17 protein-coding genes are annotated in these 14,095 nt (G+C 62.5%); 6 read left to right on the plus strand and 11 right to left on the minus strand.

What is annotated here, in order from left to right; all coding sequences use genetic code 11:
- The first annotated feature begins 100 nt into the window (after window positions 1-100).
- Complete coding sequence (locus BHD07_RS06670; RefSeq protein ID WP_275596600.1) at window positions 101-880, plus strand: L,D-transpeptidase family protein; 780 nt, start codon at window positions 101-103, stop codon at window positions 878-880.
- Between the two features lie 160 nt (window positions 881-1,040).
- Here BHD07_RS06670 and BHD07_RS06675 read toward each other — a convergent pair whose 3' ends face one another.
- From BHD07_RS06675 to BHD07_RS06685, 3 genes are all read right to left on the minus strand, one after another.
- On the minus strand, window positions 1,041-1,568 hold the full coding sequence (locus BHD07_RS06675; protein ID WP_338278560.1) for a GNAT family N-acetyltransferase: 528 nt from the start codon (window positions 1,566-1,568) through the stop codon (window positions 1,041-1,043).
- Window positions 1,565-1,843: a type II toxin-antitoxin system TacA family antitoxin gene (locus tag BHD07_RS06680; protein ID WP_100674542.1), complete on the minus strand. Its 279-nt coding sequence runs from the start codon at window positions 1,841-1,843 to the stop codon at window positions 1,565-1,567. Before BHD07_RS06680 ends, BHD07_RS06675 begins: the two co-directional genes overlap by 4 nt.
- 268 nt (window positions 1,844-2,111) lie before the next feature.
- Window positions 2,112-2,588, minus strand: coding sequence for a MarR family winged helix-turn-helix transcriptional regulator (locus BHD07_RS06685; RefSeq protein ID WP_275596599.1), 477 nt, complete (start codon window positions 2,586-2,588; stop codon window positions 2,112-2,114).
- Between the two features lie 108 nt (window positions 2,589-2,696).
- On the opposite strand from BHD07_RS06685, the gene BHD07_RS06690 reads away from it, so the two are divergent.
- A complete protein-coding gene (locus tag BHD07_RS06690) occupies window positions 2,697-3,119 on the plus strand; it encodes an organic hydroperoxide resistance protein (RefSeq protein WP_010968954.1) in 423 nt (140 codons plus the stop codon).
- A gap of 368 nt (window positions 3,120-3,487) precedes the next feature.
- On the opposite strand, the gene BHD07_RS06695 is transcribed toward BHD07_RS06690, so the two are convergent.
- Window positions 3,488-5,050: a helicase HerA-like C-terminal domain-containing protein gene (locus tag BHD07_RS06695; protein WP_100674540.1), complete on the minus strand. Its 1,563-nt coding sequence runs from the start codon at window positions 5,048-5,050 to the stop codon at window positions 3,488-3,490.
- A 290-nt stretch (window positions 5,051-5,340) separates the two neighbouring features.
- Here BHD07_RS06695 and BHD07_RS06700 point away from each other — a divergent pair, with 290 nt between their 5' ends.
- A complete protein-coding gene (locus tag BHD07_RS06700) occupies window positions 5,341-5,733 on the plus strand; it encodes a DUF2780 domain-containing protein (protein WP_100674539.1) in 393 nt (130 codons plus the stop codon).
- A gap of 97 nt (window positions 5,734-5,830) precedes the next feature.
- Here the strand turns inward: BHD07_RS06700 and BHD07_RS06705 are convergent, their stop codons facing one another.
- From BHD07_RS06705 to BHD07_RS06725, 5 genes are all read right to left on the minus strand, one after another.
- Entirely contained in the window at window positions 5,831-6,658 is an 828-nt protein-coding gene (locus BHD07_RS06705; RefSeq protein WP_275596597.1) for an aldo/keto reductase, read from the minus strand.
- Between the two features lie 139 nt (window positions 6,659-6,797).
- Entirely contained in the window at window positions 6,798-7,571 is a 774-nt protein-coding gene (tam, locus tag BHD07_RS06710; protein WP_338278570.1) for a trans-aconitate 2-methyltransferase, read from the minus strand.
- A 13-nt stretch (window positions 7,572-7,584) separates the two neighbouring features.
- Entirely contained in the window at window positions 7,585-8,247 is a 663-nt protein-coding gene (locus BHD07_RS06715) for a haloacid dehalogenase type II (protein WP_100674536.1), read from the minus strand.
- A gap of 180 nt (window positions 8,248-8,427) precedes the next feature.
- Window positions 8,428-8,979 (minus strand): phosphatase, encoded by a 552-nt coding sequence (locus BHD07_RS06720; protein ID WP_324763085.1) that lies wholly within the window; start codon window positions 8,977-8,979, stop codon window positions 8,428-8,430.
- A 66-nt stretch (window positions 8,980-9,045) separates the two neighbouring features.
- Window positions 9,046-10,086, minus strand: a complete 1,041-nt coding sequence (locus BHD07_RS06725; RefSeq protein WP_018094510.1) for a zinc-dependent alcohol dehydrogenase family protein — start codon at window positions 10,084-10,086, stop codon at window positions 9,046-9,048.
- A 153-nt stretch (window positions 10,087-10,239) separates the two neighbouring features.
- On the opposite strand from BHD07_RS06725, the gene BHD07_RS06730 reads away from it, so the two are divergent.
- Window positions 10,240-11,121: a branched-chain amino acid aminotransferase gene (locus BHD07_RS06730; RefSeq protein ID WP_338278574.1), complete on the plus strand. Its 882-nt coding sequence runs from the start codon at window positions 10,240-10,242 to the stop codon at window positions 11,119-11,121.
- Window positions 11,122-11,197: 76 nt separating this feature from the next.
- Here the strand turns inward: BHD07_RS06730 and BHD07_RS06735 are convergent, their stop codons facing one another.
- Window positions 11,198-11,608, minus strand: a complete 411-nt coding sequence (locus BHD07_RS06735; RefSeq protein ID WP_100674532.1) for a VOC family protein — start codon at window positions 11,606-11,608, stop codon at window positions 11,198-11,200.
- Between the two features lie 231 nt (window positions 11,609-11,839).
- On the opposite strand from BHD07_RS06735, the gene BHD07_RS06740 reads away from it, so the two are divergent.
- Window positions 11,840-12,442 carry a superoxide dismutase gene (locus tag BHD07_RS06740; RefSeq protein ID WP_018094513.1) on the plus strand — a complete coding sequence of 201 codons (603 nt, stop codon included), beginning with the start codon at window positions 11,840-11,842 and terminating at the stop codon, window positions 12,440-12,442.
- Between the two features lie 94 nt (window positions 12,443-12,536).
- Here the strand turns inward: BHD07_RS06740 and BHD07_RS06745 are convergent, their stop codons facing one another.
- Complete coding sequence (locus BHD07_RS06745) at window positions 12,537-13,250, minus strand: helix-turn-helix transcriptional regulator (protein ID WP_275596592.1); 714 nt, start codon at window positions 13,248-13,250, stop codon at window positions 12,537-12,539.
- Window positions 13,251-13,377: 127 nt separating this feature from the next.
- Here BHD07_RS06745 and BHD07_RS06750 point away from each other — a divergent pair, with 127 nt between their 5' ends.
- Complete coding sequence (locus BHD07_RS06750) at window positions 13,378-14,016, plus strand: LysE family translocator (protein ID WP_100674530.1); 639 nt, start codon at window positions 13,378-13,380, stop codon at window positions 14,014-14,016.
- Window positions 14,017-14,095 lie beyond the last annotated feature (79 nt).

The raw sequence follows: 14,095 nt of genomic DNA on the forward strand, positions 1-14,095 counted from the left end.
GAGACGGCTTCGCAACGATTCACTTTCGAAGCACCTTGATCCGGCCCTCGGAATGGAGCACCTGGACTCTTTCCGTGCAGCACAACCCCGTTAGAGTTAGATGTCATCACTGCCAGCCTTGTCCCGACGTCAGTTTCTCCGCACATCCGGCTTGGCAATCGCCTCCGCCGGACTTGCGGGTTGTACCTCTTCGATGAATACGGACCGCTTCCGCGAGCAAACGATGCCGGTCTACCGCAATCCTGCGCTCGAAAGCCGCTGGAACGGGCCGCCGGGCGGGATCTTCGAGGGACCGGTCGGCGAGGGGCCGATCGGCCTGCCGCCGCAGGATGCCTATTACGCGGAGATCTATGCGGCGCGGGAGGATGGCGGCTTTCTCATCCCGGAGGTGCCCTTCAGACAGATCGATCCGCGCTTCTATCGCCAGGAGGTCGGCGATCCCTTCGGTGAGGCCCCCGGCACGATCGTCGTCGATACGGCCGACCGCTATCTGTACCTAGTCCAGCCGGGCGGGCGGGCGATGCGCTATGGCGTCGGGTTAGGCCGCGAAGGCTTCGCCTGGTCGGGCCGCGGTCTGATCCAGTGGAAGCAGAAATGGCCGAAGTGGACGCCGCCGAACGAAATGATCGCCCGTCAGCCGGTACTGGCGAAATATTCCGCCGATAATGGCGGCATGCCGCCGGGACTCGACAATCCGCTCGGCTCGCGCGCGCTCTACATCTTCCAGAACGGCCAGGATACGCTCTATCGCGTCCACGGGACGCCCGAATGGCAATCGATCGGCAAGGCGGTCTCTTCCGGTTGCGTCCGCATGGTCAATCAGGACGTGATCGATCTTTACGATCGCGTGCGCAACAAGGCGCCGATCCTCGTCATCTGACGGCCTGTGCGGGGGCGTAACGAAGGAGCCGTTCATCTCTGCGGCGAAAATCGCTTCTTTCTGCGTTTTGATGACCAGCGAAAGCGTTGCGTCATCACCCGATCGTATGGGCATCAAACAACCCGAACCGGCCGCCCAAAGCTACAGGCCGGAACGACCGTCAGAGAAGACCCTTGGCCTTGAGATCGGCGGCGAAGGTGACCAACGGCATGACCAGCGTGAGCGGCTGGTTCTGAAGCGGCTCTGCTCCGTAGCCGGCATACCATCGCGCAGCACGCTCGCCTTTGGCGTCGATAATCAGCAGCACGCCGCCGGCTTCGGACGCGACCCGCAAGCAGCGAAGCGCCGCGGCGGCAAGAAGCTGACCGCCCAGGCCGTGACCCGCTACGCTGACATCGGTGGCGATCCGCGCCAGCTTAAACCCGGAGACCTCGTGCTGGGCCAACCCCTGCGTCATCGACGCCGGCACGTCGTCGTGCTTCACGGCAGAAGGGGCCAACGTGTAGAAGCCGAGCACGCGGTTAGGCGTGGCGACATCGATCGCGCAGAAGGTTTTTGAGGCATTCTGTTCGTGGCTTTGACGCGCAAAGCGTCGAAGAAAATCATTCATGGCGGGATCGCCACAGTCGAAGGACTGGCGGTCATGCGATTTCGCGATTGCTTCCTCGTTCCAGACCGGCAGCGTCATAGAGTATCAGGCAACGCCGCTATCGCTGCCCGCAGCTTCGCGTTGGGCTTGGGGGGATTTTCCAGCAGTTCGAGCACACGCGCATGATCGCGCGCAGACAAGCGCACGACATCGGCCGCCTCGATCACGGCCTCGGCTTCACGCAAGGCGGTCTGCGTAACGAAGTTGGTTAGATCGGTGTCGCGCAACGCAGCGGCGCGCACGAGCTTGGCCTTCGTTTCCGGCGAGACCCGCAGATTCATGCGCTTATTGTCATCTACGGCAGCTCGGGGCATCTCCGTTGTCCTTGTATATCGTACACATTCAAGATGTACGCGATCACCCTCGGATTTTCAAGGCCGTGCGTCTTCATGATGTACGTGGCCTGCCCGACAACGCCGGGGGCGGGGGAGACGTTGCGGGTCTAACCGTAGATGTGGGCGTCCGAGACCGTGGCTCGACAAGGACATACAGCAGCTTGCGAATAGTTCGCGACCTACTCAACCCTTTGAACCCGAACTTCCGGACGGAGAGCGGTACACACTTTTCCTTCAGGTGCTCTTGTCAGCTTTCGTGTCGACTCCCGGCCAGCCGCTGCGTCAGCCTGTGCAGCGCGTCGCGCAATTCGCCGACCTCCTCCAGGCTGCAGCCTGATGCATTGCCGATGTCGCGCAGAATACCGAAGGCTTCGGCCTTCAGCTCCCGGCCGCCATCCGTCAGGCTGACGATCACCTGCCGCTCGTCCGCCGCATCGCGTACGCGGCGGACATATCCGCCTGCTTCCAGCCGCTTGAGCAGAGGCGAAAGGGTGCCTGAATCGAGGCCCAGTTCTTCGCCGATTCGTTTCACCGTCATGCGGTCCTGCTGCCAGAGCGTGAGCAACACGAGATATTGCGGATAGGTCAGCCCGAAGCGGTCGAGCAATGGCTTGTAGGCGCGATTGAAGGCATGCGCCGCCGAGTAGACGGCGAAACAGAGCTGGCGGCCGAGCGCCAGCACCTCATCGGAATCTGCGTCGAATTTTGCCGCTTTCCTCGTCATGATGTCATTGTCGCAAATTCACGCCGGCAAAGCAATTTGCAAAATTAATTTGCGCGCTATTTAATCTTGCGATATATAAATCCGGCAACCACAAGGAAGGAGACTGTCATGCCCATCCTCTACCGCACTACCGCGTCCGCGACCGGCGGCCGCGCCGGCCAGGCCAAGAGCAAGGACGGCGTTCTCGACGTGACGCTGACCGTTCCGAAGGAACTCGGAGGCGACGGCGCGCGCGGCACCAATCCCGAGCAACTCTTTGCCGCCGGCTATTCCGCCTGCTTCCTCGGTGCACTGAAATTCGTCGCCGGCAAGGAGAAGGTAAAGCTTGCGGAAGACACGACGGTGACGGGCACGGTCGGCATCGGACCCCGCGACGACGGGACAGGCTTCTTTATCGACGCGGCGCTGGAAATCTCGTCGCCCGGCGTGGAAAAGGCGGTCCTGGAAGACCTCGTCCAGAAGGCGCATATCGTTTGCCCTTACAGCCATGCGACCAGGGGCAATGTCGACGTTAAGCTGACGGTGGCCTGATAGGACCGTTGCAGATAGCCGAAGCCCGTAACCCCGGGCTTCGGCCTGCCCCGGCAGTTCCGCCGCAAGCAAGTGTCGGGGATAGATCTAAGGCCTGTTGAGATTCGGGCCACCCGCCGCGGCTTGTTTCATTTCCTCATTCCTGTGCTTGTCACAGGAATCCAGCCAGACCAAGTCCTTGGGCTGAAAGAACTCTTTCCGCGCCGCAGACGCGGCGCTGCTGGATCCCTGTGACGAGCACAGGGATGAGGAACGAGGAGACGTTGCAGTCCTCCGATAGGTTTCCTACAGCGCCGCGCGTCTTATGAGACGCGCTGGAAAACTATGTGCAGTTTTCCGCCCGCATCCCGCGTCTCAACGATCGTGATCTAGCGCTTCAGACTGCCGAGTATTCCGCGCACAAGGGCTCGCCCCACCTGGGTCGCAACCGTTCGCGCGACCGACTTCATCGCAGCTTCCATGATGGTTTCCCGCTTGTAGCCGGAGGATCGCGGCCGGGCCTGCTTGCCGGAAGGCGCTTCGGCCGCATCGTCGCCGAAGCCGGGCAGGGTCCAGCGGCTGCCGCCGGAAGTCTCCTCGGCGGGTTTTTCTTCTGCCTGCCGGGCAGCCTCCGCCTGTTCCGCTGCCTTGGCTGCACGTTTGGCAAGCATCTCATAAGCCGAGTCGCGGTCGAAGTCCTCGTCGTAGAGACCGCGCACCGGGCTCACGTCCACCACCTTCTGCCGCTCCGCATCCGTGAGCGGGCCAAGGCGCGACGAAGGCGGCCGGACCAGGGTTCGCTCGACGATCGACGGCGATCCCTTGCCCTCGAGCGTCGAGACCAGAGCTTCGCCGGTGCCAAGATTCGTGATCACGTCGGCACAATTGAAGTCGGGATTCGGGCGGAATGTGTCGGCAGCCGTCTTGACGGCCTTTTGTTCGCGCGGGGAATAGGCGCGCAATGCGTGCTGGACGCGGTTGCCGAGTTGGGCGAGGACCGTCTCCGGTACGTCCAGCGGGTTCTGCGTGACGAAATAGACACCGACGCCTTTAGAGCGGATCAGGCGGACGACCTGCTCGACACGCTCGACGAGAACCTTCGGCGCATCGTTGAAGAGCAGATGTGCCTCGTCGAAGAAGAACACCAGCTTCGGCTTGTCGGGGTCGCCGACTTCGGGCAGTTCTTCGAACAGCTCGGACAAGAGCCACAGCAGGAAGGTCGCGTAGAGACGCGGGTTCATCATCAGTTTGTCGGCGGCAAGCACCGAAATCGCGCCGCGCCCGTCATTTGTGGTCCGCATGATGTCGGTGATCTTCAGCGCCGGCTCGCCGAAGAAATGCTCCGCACCCTGCTGCTCCAGAATCAGGAGTTCGCGCTGGATAGAGCCGACGGAGGCCTTGGAGATGAAGCCGAACCGATTGGAAAGCTCGCTCGCATTCTCGCCCATGTAATTGAGCAGCGCCTGCAGGTCCTTGAGGTCGAGCAGCGGCAGGCCGCCCTCGTCGGCGATCTTGAAGGCGATGTTCAACACGCCTTCCTGCGCGTCCGTCGCATTCATCAGCCGCGACAGAAGAAGTGGGCCCATTTCGGAAATGGTGGTGCGGACCCTGTGGCCCTTCTCGCCGTAGAGATCCCAGAAGATCACCGGGAATTCCTGGAAATCGTAAGGCTCGAGGCCGATCTGCTCGGCGCGCTTCAGCAGGAAGTCCTTGGGCTCGCCCATGGCGCCGATACCGGACAGGTCGCCCTTCACGTCCGCGCAGAAGACCGGAACGCCCGCATTCGAGAAACCCTCGGCCAGGATCTGCAGCGTCACGGTCTTGCCGGTCCCAGTGGCGCCGGTGATCAGCCCGTGGCGGTTGCCGAACTTCAGCTCCAGATATTCGCCTTTGTTGATCGAATCGTCCGGCTTGCGGCTGGTTCCGATATAGATCTTGCCTTCCTGCAGCATGGGGGCTTCATCTCCGTCTTGTCAATTTTATCAATGAAAGCGGGTATTTCCCGCATGTCGCACAAAGTCGGTCATCGAAACATAGCGTGCATCTGTTATAGGCGGTGCGTCTGTTCCCGGCAACATGATTGCGGGCGCGAACAAGGCCGGATTGCCATCTGGCGAGCCCCGTGAAACGATGCTGCGAGGCGGCGGAATATGGTATTCGGCGTCCGTTTCGATGCTCTTGTTATTCCGGCATCGTTCATTTACCTTGACGTTAACGTCAAAATTCGATCGAGGAGATTTCCATGAGTGAACTGGTCACGCGCGTGGCGGAAAATGTCGGAATCGAGACCGCAACGGCGGAAAAGGCAGTCGGGATGATCCTCGGCTTCCTGCAGCGTGAGGCAGCCGAAGGCCCGGTCGCCCAGATGATCGAGGCGATCCCCGGTGCGACCGAACTGGTCGCCCAGTACAATGGCGAGGGCAGCGGTGGTGGCGGCCTTCTTGGCGGCCTGATGTCGGCGATCGGCGGCGGCGGCGTCATGGCGCTGGGGCAGCAATTGATGAGCCAGGGTCTTGGCATGGGAGAGATTACGGCGCTCGCGAAAGAGACGATCGCATTTGCCAAGGAGAAGGCGGGCGAGGAAGTCGTCGACGAGGTGGTCGCCTCCGTTCCGGGCCTCAGCCAGTTCGTCTGATTGCTCTGATGCGCAGGCAGGCCGTTACCCCCTCTGGCCGGCAGCCGGAGGAGGTAACGGTCGCGGTGCGGCATGGGGGCCTCTAAAGGCCTTCACCTCACGCATCCCATTCGGGAGCAAGACCCTGCGGATTGACGATCCGCCCGGACGGGCGGGCAAGCTCGCGGACTGCCGCCATCTCCTCCCGTGTCAGCGCGAAGTCGAATATCGCGAAATTCTCCTTGAGCCGCGCCTCCGTCGCCGTCTTCGAAAGCACGATCACATCCTGCTGTTGCACGAGCCAGCGCAGCGCCACTTGCGCCGCCGTCTTGCCGTGGCGGCCGCCGATCTCCGCGAGCAGCGGGTCGGCAGGCACTTTGCCGTTGGCCATGGCATAGTAAGCCGTGAGCGACATTCCGAGCCGCCGCGCCGTCTGGAGGACCTTCGTCTGGTCGAGATAAGGATGATACTCGACCTGGTTCGTGGCGATCGGCGCATCGCTGAGACGCGTCGCCTCTTCCATTTGCGCGGCGTTGAAGTTGCTGATGCCGATATGGCGTACTTTGCCGGCATTCCGCACCTTGTTCAGGGCGCCGATGCGTTCGGCCATCGGCACGTCGCTCCCCGGCCAGTGCAGAAGCAGCAGATCGACATGGTCGGTTCTCAGCTTTCTCAGGCTCTCATCGACCGAGGCGATGAAGGCGTCGTGGCGATAGTTGTCGACCCAGACCTTCGTGGTCAGGAAGATGTCCGCCCGTGCAATGCCGGACTTCTGGATGGCCTCGCCGACTTCCGCCTCGTTGCCGTAGATCTGTGCGGTGTCCACGTGGCGGAAACCGAGCTTCAGGGCCTGCGGCAGGATGCGAAGCACCTCCGCTCCGGACATACGGAATGTGCCGAAGCCGAGCGCGGGAATATTGGCGCCATTTGAACTGACTGCATGCATTGAGAACTCCTTCACTGCGAGCGCCCGGCGGGCCGAAGCGCGATCTCCTATACTTGTCCGCGCAAGGCGCGCCTTCAAGCTTGTCCGGAAAACAGGGCCGCGCCTGTCGGAGCGGCGAGAACCCGCACGCACTCGCGCTCTAGCGATTTTTTGTCGCCACGATGAAAAGCCGCGGGAAACGCAGGAGCACGCGCCCGTTTTTCATCGCCGGATAGGCCTTCCTGATCTTTTCGGCATAGGCGGCGAGATACCCCGCCCGCTGAGTGGTGGGCAGCGCGTCCAGATAGGGGCGTAATCCCGTGCCCTTCACCCATTCGACGATCGCGTTCGCATTTGCGAGCTGGTGATAGTAGACGGTGTGCCAGACATCGACGCGGACCTCCTTCGAGGTGAGCCTTTCGACGTAGGTAGCCGGTGAGGGCAGGGACCTGCGCCGAATGGTGCGGCCCGCGAAGGCCGGGGCGAAGGCGGCCTCCTCTGCCGTTTCCTCCATCAGAAGATGGGAGGATTCATCGAGATTGTCGGGCATCTGCACGGCAAGCGTTCCGCCGGGCGCAAGCGCCAGTATGAGCCGCTCGAAAAGCGTGACATGCTCCGGTAGCCACTGGAAGACCGCATTGGCAAAGAAGAGCGCGCTTTCCGCGGGCGGCGCCCAGGCGGCGAGGTCGCCTTTTTCGAAGCGAAGGTCCGGCAGGCGGGTGCGGGCGGCCGAAAGCATGTCATCGTCGCTGTCGATGCCGGTGAGCGGGCTGCCCGGAAATCGTTCGAGGATCAGCTCGGTCGAATTGCCCGGGCCGCAGCCGAGGTCGAAGGCAGGACCGGCGGGCAGATCGGGTACCTGCGCCAGCAGGTCGCGCGCCGGACGCGTCCGTTCGTCCTCGAACTTGGCATATTGCGCTGCAGACCAGGCCATGGGCGGGGCTCCTTCATACGCCGAATTGCAGGCTTTCGAGCGAGGGGAGGATCAGCGAAGGACCATGGTCCTTGTATTCATCCGGCCCGTCGGCCCGGTTGATCCAGACGGTGCGAAAGCCGAATTTCGTGGCGCCGGCGATATCCCACCGGTTCGAGGACTGGAACGAGACCGCCTGCGGATAGAGCCGGTAGCTCGTCGTCACCAGGTCGTAGACAGCCGGTGCCGTCTTGAACGCCTTGACGGCATCGACCGAGAAAACGTCGTCGATGATGATATCGAGTGCGGCGTTCTTGACGGCCGAGGCCAACATGGCCGGCGAACCGTTGGAAAGAATGGCGATGCGGGCGCCACGTTCCTTCAATCCCTTGAGGACCGCGGGAACTTCCGGATAACAGTCGAGCGCCCAATAGGCATCGAGAAGCGGCTTTTTGAGCCCGGGATCGGCTGAGGGGAAGCGCTGAAAGGCGTAGTCGAGCGACTGCTCGGTCAATTCCCAGAAGTCGACATAGGCGCCCATGAGCGAGCGCACCCAGGAGTATTCGAGCTGCTTGGCGCGCCAGAGTTCCGAAAAGGCCTGGCCGTCCGGCCCGATCGCATCGGCATGCCGGCGTACGGCCGCATGCACGTCGAAAAGCGTGCCATAGGCATCGAAGACATAGGCGGCGTAAGACATCGAGTTCTCCCGTCTATCCACCGTCCGGTCGGCGCGCCGGAGGTTTTCACCATTTTGCGCGAGTAGCCGCCGGGCAGGGGCTTGCGGCACTGCGTCGGAGACGCTGTGCCACAGCATTCTTTTGCGCGCATCATGTCAAAACTTTGTGCGCCGCACAATGTCTTCGTCGCCCGCCTTCGTTCAATCTTTCCAAACCTTTGCCGGGAAACGCAGCGCCTGTTTCGCAAGTTTGCCCTTGAGGCCGAGGGCCGCGTCGCAAAGGCCGAGCACGTGCCGGTTCGGTTTCGCCTCCGGGCGCAGCGCGTGAAGCGCTGCCGCAGCCTCCTCCGGTCCCAGATAGCGCGCCAGAACACCGAGGGTCAGCGCCGTCGAACGTCCGATGCCTCTGAGGCAGTGAACCAGCAGGTGCGCCTCTCCGGGCAGGCTGTCGATGAAGTCAAATGTCGCCTCGATGGCCGCCGGGCGCGCGGCATCCGGCGCATCCGGGTCGATGGTGTCGCCGAAGCGGAGTTCCAGATGCCGCTCCGGTGGCAGGTCGATCATCGAAAGCAGACGCGTCGCTGGCGCTCGGATGGAGACGAGATGCGTCGGCGCCCATAGCGCGCGATTGTGCCGCGCCTCGGTTTGCGAGCTCACGATGAGGCGCAACGGCCAGCCGTTCGGATGCGCCGGATTCGCGTCGAGTAGGGGCCGATAATAGGCGCTCTCGATAGCCTGAACCGCAAGAGCCATGACGTGCCTCCTGATTCGTCTCGGGTTGCGGCAGAATAGCAGCGCCGGCACGCAACCGAAATCCGGTCAGAACCGCGTGATGACACTGATGCCGAGGTCTGTCGCCCGGTCCATCGCAGCCAGCGCCGGCGCCGCCTCTTCGAGCGATATCTCACGGCCGATCAACTGCTTCGGGTTCAGTTTCCCGGCGGTGATCATTGCCAGCATCGCATCGTAACGCCAGGCCTGCATTCCGTGGCTTCCATAGATCTCCAGCTCATGGCCGATCACTTGCGCCATCGGAATCTGCGGCGTCGCGTGCTCAGCCAGCATAAGCCCGACCTGGACGTGCCGGCCGCGGCGGCGCAGATTTTTGATCGAGTTGAAGCAGGTAACGGGCGAGCCGAGCGCATCGAGCGAGACGTGGGCGCCACCTCGGGTGAGTTCCCTGACAGCTCCCGCGACGTCCTCCGTCTCGCGGCCGTCGATGGTGGCGACCGCCCCGAGCGTCCGGGCGAAGGCGAGCTTCTCTTCCGAGATGTCGATGGCGATGGGGTTGGCGCCGAGTGCGGCGGCGATCATGATTGCGGAGAGGCCGACACCGCCGCAGCCGTGCACAGCCACCCACTCGCCGCCCTTGACGCGGGCCTGGTCGACGACCGCACGGAAAGAGGTTGCGAAGCGGCAGCCGAGGCTCGCCGCCGTTGCGAAATCCATGTTCTCGGGCAGATGCACGAGGTTCTGCTCGGCAAAGTCGATCGCCACATATTCCGCAAACGAGCCCCAGTGGGTGAAACCCGGTTGAAACTGCGCTTCGCAGACCTGGCTGTTGCCGGAGCTGCATTCGAAGCAGCGGCCGCAACCGGAAACGAAGGGTACCGTCACCCGGTCGCCGATCCTGTAGCGGAGGACCCCGCGCCCGGTCGCCGCGATCGTGCCTGCCAGTTCGTGGCCCGGCACATGCGGAAGACGAATGTCCGGGTCGTGCCCCATCCAGCCGTGCCAGTCGCTGCGGCAAAGGCCGGTCGCTTCTATCTTGATCACGACGCCGTTCTCGGTCGGCGCCGGATCGGGAAGCGTCCGGATCTCCGGCATCTTCTCGAAGGCATCGTAATACATCGCTTTCATCGAGATCTCTCCCTTTGGGCGTTTTCATCATTCTGACACGTCGCCCGGGAGGGCTCCAGAATGGACGCCATGACATTTTTTGATGTACCCATTCACCCTCATGCTGCTTTTTCCGGCTAGAGCGGAAGTGCGTGAAGAAAGAAGGAGGCGCCGATGGCCGTCGATACATCCCCACGATCCACCACCTGGACCTTTGTCGATGGCGAATGGCTTGCCGGCAACCCGCCGCTGATCGGCCCGACATCCCATGCGATGTGGCTCGGTTCGACCGTATTCGACGGCGCCCGCTGGTTCGACGGCATCGCGCCGGACCTCGACCTCCATTGCCGGCGCGTCAACCGCTCCGCCGAGGCTCTGGGTCTCAGGCCAACGATGTCGGCCGAGGAGATCGAGGGACTGACCTGGGAAGGCGTGAAGAAGTTCGACGGCGAGACGGCGGTCTATGTGAAGCCCATGTATTGGGGCGAGCACGGGTCCTGGAGCGTCGTTGCGGTGGATCCTGAATCGACACGCTTCGCGCTTTGCCTTTTCGAGGCGCCGATGAGCAATGGCCGTGCCGGCTCGTCGCTGACACTCTCTCCCTTCCGCCGGCCGACGCTCGAATGCATGCCGACCGATGCCAAGGCCGGCTGCCTCTATCCCAACAACGCCCGCATCCTCAACGAGGCACGTTCGCGCGGTTTCGACAATGCCCTGGTGCGCGACATGCTCGGCAACATCGCGGAGACCGGCTCCTCGAATATCTTCATGGTGAAGGACGGCGTCGTCTTCACGCCGGCCGCCAACAGGACCTTCCTCGCCGGCATCACCCGCTCGCGCGTGATGGCCCTTCTCGGGGAGGCAGGCCACGAAGTGATCGAAACCAGCTTGACCATGGCCGATTTCGAAGGGGCCGACGAAATCTTCACCTCGGGCAACTATTCCAAGGTGCTGCCTGTCACTCGCCTCGAACAGCGCGAATTGCAGGCCGGTCCGGTCGCGGCGAAGGCGCGCGATCTCTACATGGACTGGGCGCACGCGACCGGAGGGAAGTGATCTCCTCTCAGTCTAGCCGGCCGTGATTTCTCCGCCGCCCTGAACGCGCGAGGCATCGCCAGTCGCCCGTCGAAGGTCACGGTTCAAGCGGACGGACGACCACATCGGCGGACGAGCGCGTGTTCGGTCCGTGATAGACCGCTTCGACATTGTTGCCGTCCGGGTCGAGGAGAAACGCGGCATAATAGCCCGGATGGTAGCTTCGCTCTCCGGGCGGTCCATTGTCGGTGCCGCCATTGGCCAGTCCGGCATCGTAGAACCGCTGCACCGCATCGGGGCCCGAGGCCTGGAATGCGAGGTGGACGCGGGTGCGGTAATCCTCCGCCGCGTCGACGAAGAACTCGTCGAACGCAAAGAACTCGTCGGTCTCGTAGGTCGGCTGGTGGCCAAGCGCGCCGAGCACCGCCTGATAGAACCGCTTGCTCGCCCTGAGGTCCCCGACGCGAAGATGCACATGGTCGATGAGCCGTCCCTGGTGAAATTCCATCGTCTTCTCCTGTGGCACGGTTGGGCACATGCCCTCGATAACGTAAGATAGGACCGCAAGGCGGCGCGTCGAGGCGCTTGCGCGCGAAGGCGGAAGTCACGAAAGCAATGAAAGTATTTTGCGTGGGTTAGCGAAATTTTGGCGCTGCATCGGTTGCCTCCCTGCAAGGCGGTGCCTATGTTCCGCTGACAGATTTCCCCGACGAAATCCATGCCAAGAGGAGATGCCACAATGGCTTTCGAATTGCCGAACCTTCCCTATGACTACGATGCGCTTGCGCCTTACATGTCGCGCGAAACGCTCGAATACCATCACGACAAGCACCACCTCGCTTACGTGACGAACGGCAACAAGCTCGCCGAGGAAGCCGGTCTTTCCGATCTTTCGCTGGAAGATATCGTCAAGAAATCCTACGGCACCAACCAGCCGTTGTTCAACAATGCCGGCCAGCACTACAACCATGTCCACTTCTGGAAGTGGATGAAGAAGGGCGGCGGCGGCACCAGCCTGCCCGGCAAGCTCGATGCGGCGGTCAAATCGGACCTTGGCGGCTACGACAAGTTCCGCGCCGATTTCATTGCTGCCGGCGCAGGTCAGTTCGGCTCGGGCTGGGCCTGGCTTTCCGTTAAGAACGGCAAGCTGGAAATCTCCAAGACCCCGAACGGCGAAAATCCGCTCGTCCACGGCGCAACCCCGATTCTCGGCGTCGATGTGTGGGAACATTCCTATTACATCGACTACCGCAACGCGCGTCCGAAATACCTGGAAGCCTTCGTCGACAATCTCATCAACTGGGATTACGTCCTCGAGCTGTACGAAGCGGCTGCAAAGTAAGCACTGCTTTCTACCAGCGGGAAATCGGCCCGGCGCTTGCGCCGGGCCTTTCGTTTTGAGGGGCGGTTTTCAGCGGCCATCTCGTCACAGTTTTCTACCCGTCCGCCGCCTCGAGCGGCCGAACCGCATTCGCCTGCCATCCCGCAATCCACATCTGCCTCAGCCGGTTGCCTTCGCCGCGGAAATAGGCGTCGGCGGGTTCGCAGTGTTCAACGCGGTCGGCGCGGAAGTTGCGGATATCCTGCCGCAATTCGCACCACGCGACCATCATCGCGTGTTCGGAATAATAGATCAGCGCAAGCGGTAGTACTGTGCGCTCGGTCGCGCGCCCGAGCTCGTCGCGATAGTCCAGCACCAGCTTCTGTTCGTCACGGATCGTCCGCCGGATCATGGCCAAGTCGACCGCCGGCGGCGGCGAGGCGATCGTGCCCCAGGCGTGCAGCGCCTGTGACTGGAAGGCCTTGCGCAGCGGTTCCGGCACGGCGCCGGTGATCTTCTGATTGACGCGCCGTGCCGCCGCCTTCAGCTCCTCGTCGCCCGTGCGAGCCAGAAGCGCAAGCGCCAGCACGATCGCCTCCGTCTCCTCGATCGAGAACATCAGCGGCGGCAGGTCAAAGCCGGGCCTCAGGATATAGCCGATGCCACGCTCGCCCTCGATCGGCACGCGCATCGCCTGCAGGGCGGCAATATCCCGGTAGATAGAGCGGGGCGTCACCTCCAGCGCGTCGGCGATTTGCGCCGCCGTCACCGGTGTACGGGCGAGCCGCAGCATCTGGATGATTTCGAAAAGACGCGACGCCTTGCGCATGAAGCGGCCTCTACCTGCTCACTCCTGACACGACCTTGTCAGTAGGAGAGAGATATAACACGCGCCAACGGGTTGAAACTAAACAATCCGCTCCTGGGATAGCACGGAAATCGGGTGAGCAACTGACATGACCTATGCGGAAAACCTCTGGCTCTTTTTCACCCTGCTCTTCGGCATCATCATCGTTCCCGGCATGGACATGGTTTTCGTCCTCGCCAATGCGATGACCGGCGGGCGCGCTTCCGGGCTTTCGGCAACGGCCGGAATCGTGGCAGGCGGCGTGCTGCACACGCTCTATGCAGCCCTTGGCGTCAGCGTCGTCCTGCATCTGGTGCCCCAGCTCTTCAACCTGCTGCTCGCTGCCGGCGCGGCCTATATCGCCTGGATCGGTTTTTCGCTCCTGCGCAGTTCCATCACCATCAGCGGCGTCGAAGGAGGGGCACGGCTGTCGCGTTGGGCGAGTTTTCGGCAGGGCGCCCTGACGAGCCTGATGAATCCCAAGGCCTATCTCTTCATGCTTGCGGTCTACCCGCAGTTCCTCAAGCCGCAGTTCGGCCCGGTGTGGTCCCAGGCGGCCGTCATGGCCGTGATGATCGCGCTGACGCAGCTTGCGGTCTATGGCGGGCTTGCACTTGCCGCCGGGCGCGGGCGTGATTTCCTCGTGGGCAGCCCCGGTGCCACGGTGACCATCGGCCGGCTCGCCGGTCTCCTCCTCGTCGTCATCGCCATCTTCACGGTATGGCATGGCTGGAGCGGGGCTGTTTAAGACGCCGTCGAACAAGTATAAAGATGAGTTCTGTAATCATATTTGAATATCTGAAGGCGTCGCCACGCAGCCAGGTATT

The organism is Sinorhizobium sp. KGO-5 (genome assembly GCF_036245905.1).
GTDB classification, from domain to species: Bacteria; Pseudomonadota; Alphaproteobacteria; order Rhizobiales; family Rhizobiaceae; genus Sinorhizobium; species Sinorhizobium meliloti_A.

What these genes read in the sequence shown, in the direction of transcription:
- BHD07_RS06670 (WP_275596600.1), top strand. Translation starts at nt 101, where the DNA reads ATGTCATCACTGCCAGCCTTGTCCCGACGTCAGTTTCTCCGCACATCC.
- BHD07_RS06675 (WP_338278560.1), bottom strand. Translation starts at nt 1,568, where the DNA reads ATGACGCTGCCGGTCTGGAACGAGGAAGCAATCGCGAAATCGCATGAC.
- BHD07_RS06680 (WP_100674542.1), bottom strand. Translation starts at nt 1,843, where the DNA reads ATGCCCCGAGCTGCCGTAGATGACAATAAGCGCATGAATCTGCGGGTC.
- BHD07_RS06685 (WP_275596599.1), bottom strand. Translation starts at nt 2,588, where the DNA reads ATGACGAGGAAAGCGGCAAAATTCGACGCAGATTCCGATGAGGTGCTG.
- BHD07_RS06690 (WP_010968954.1), top strand. Translation starts at nt 2,697, where the DNA reads ATGCCCATCCTCTACCGCACTACCGCGTCCGCGACCGGCGGCCGCGCC.
- BHD07_RS06695 (WP_100674540.1), bottom strand. Translation starts at nt 5,050, where the DNA reads ATGCTGCAGGAAGGCAAGATCTATATCGGAACCAGCCGCAAGCCGGAC.
- BHD07_RS06700 (WP_100674539.1), top strand. Translation starts at nt 5,341, where the DNA reads ATGAGTGAACTGGTCACGCGCGTGGCGGAAAATGTCGGAATCGAGACC.
- BHD07_RS06705 (WP_275596597.1), bottom strand. Translation starts at nt 6,658, where the DNA reads ATGCATGCAGTCAGTTCAAATGGCGCCAATATTCCCGCGCTCGGCTTC.
- tam (WP_338278570.1), bottom strand. Translation starts at nt 7,571, where the DNA reads ATGGCCTGGTCTGCAGCGCAATATGCCAAGTTCGAGGACGAACGGACG.
- BHD07_RS06715 (WP_100674536.1), bottom strand. Translation starts at nt 8,247, where the DNA reads ATGTCTTACGCCGCCTATGTCTTCGATGCCTATGGCACGCTTTTCGAC.
- BHD07_RS06720 (WP_324763085.1), bottom strand. Translation starts at nt 8,979, where the DNA reads ATGGCTCTTGCGGTTCAGGCTATCGAGAGCGCCTATTATCGGCCCCTA.
- BHD07_RS06725 (WP_018094510.1), bottom strand. Translation starts at nt 10,086, where the DNA reads ATGAAAGCGATGTATTACGATGCCTTCGAGAAGATGCCGGAGATCCGG.
- BHD07_RS06730 (WP_338278574.1), top strand. Translation starts at nt 10,240, where the DNA reads ATGGCCGTCGATACATCCCCACGATCCACCACCTGGACCTTTGTCGAT.
- BHD07_RS06735 (WP_100674532.1), bottom strand. Translation starts at nt 11,608, where the DNA reads ATGGAATTTCACCAGGGACGGCTCATCGACCATGTGCATCTTCGCGTC.
- BHD07_RS06740 (WP_018094513.1), top strand. Translation starts at nt 11,840, where the DNA reads ATGGCTTTCGAATTGCCGAACCTTCCCTATGACTACGATGCGCTTGCG.
- BHD07_RS06745 (WP_275596592.1), bottom strand. Translation starts at nt 13,250, where the DNA reads ATGCGCAAGGCGTCGCGTCTTTTCGAAATCATCCAGATGCTGCGGCTC.
- BHD07_RS06750 (WP_100674530.1), top strand. Translation starts at nt 13,378, where the DNA reads ATGACCTATGCGGAAAACCTCTGGCTCTTTTTCACCCTGCTCTTCGGC.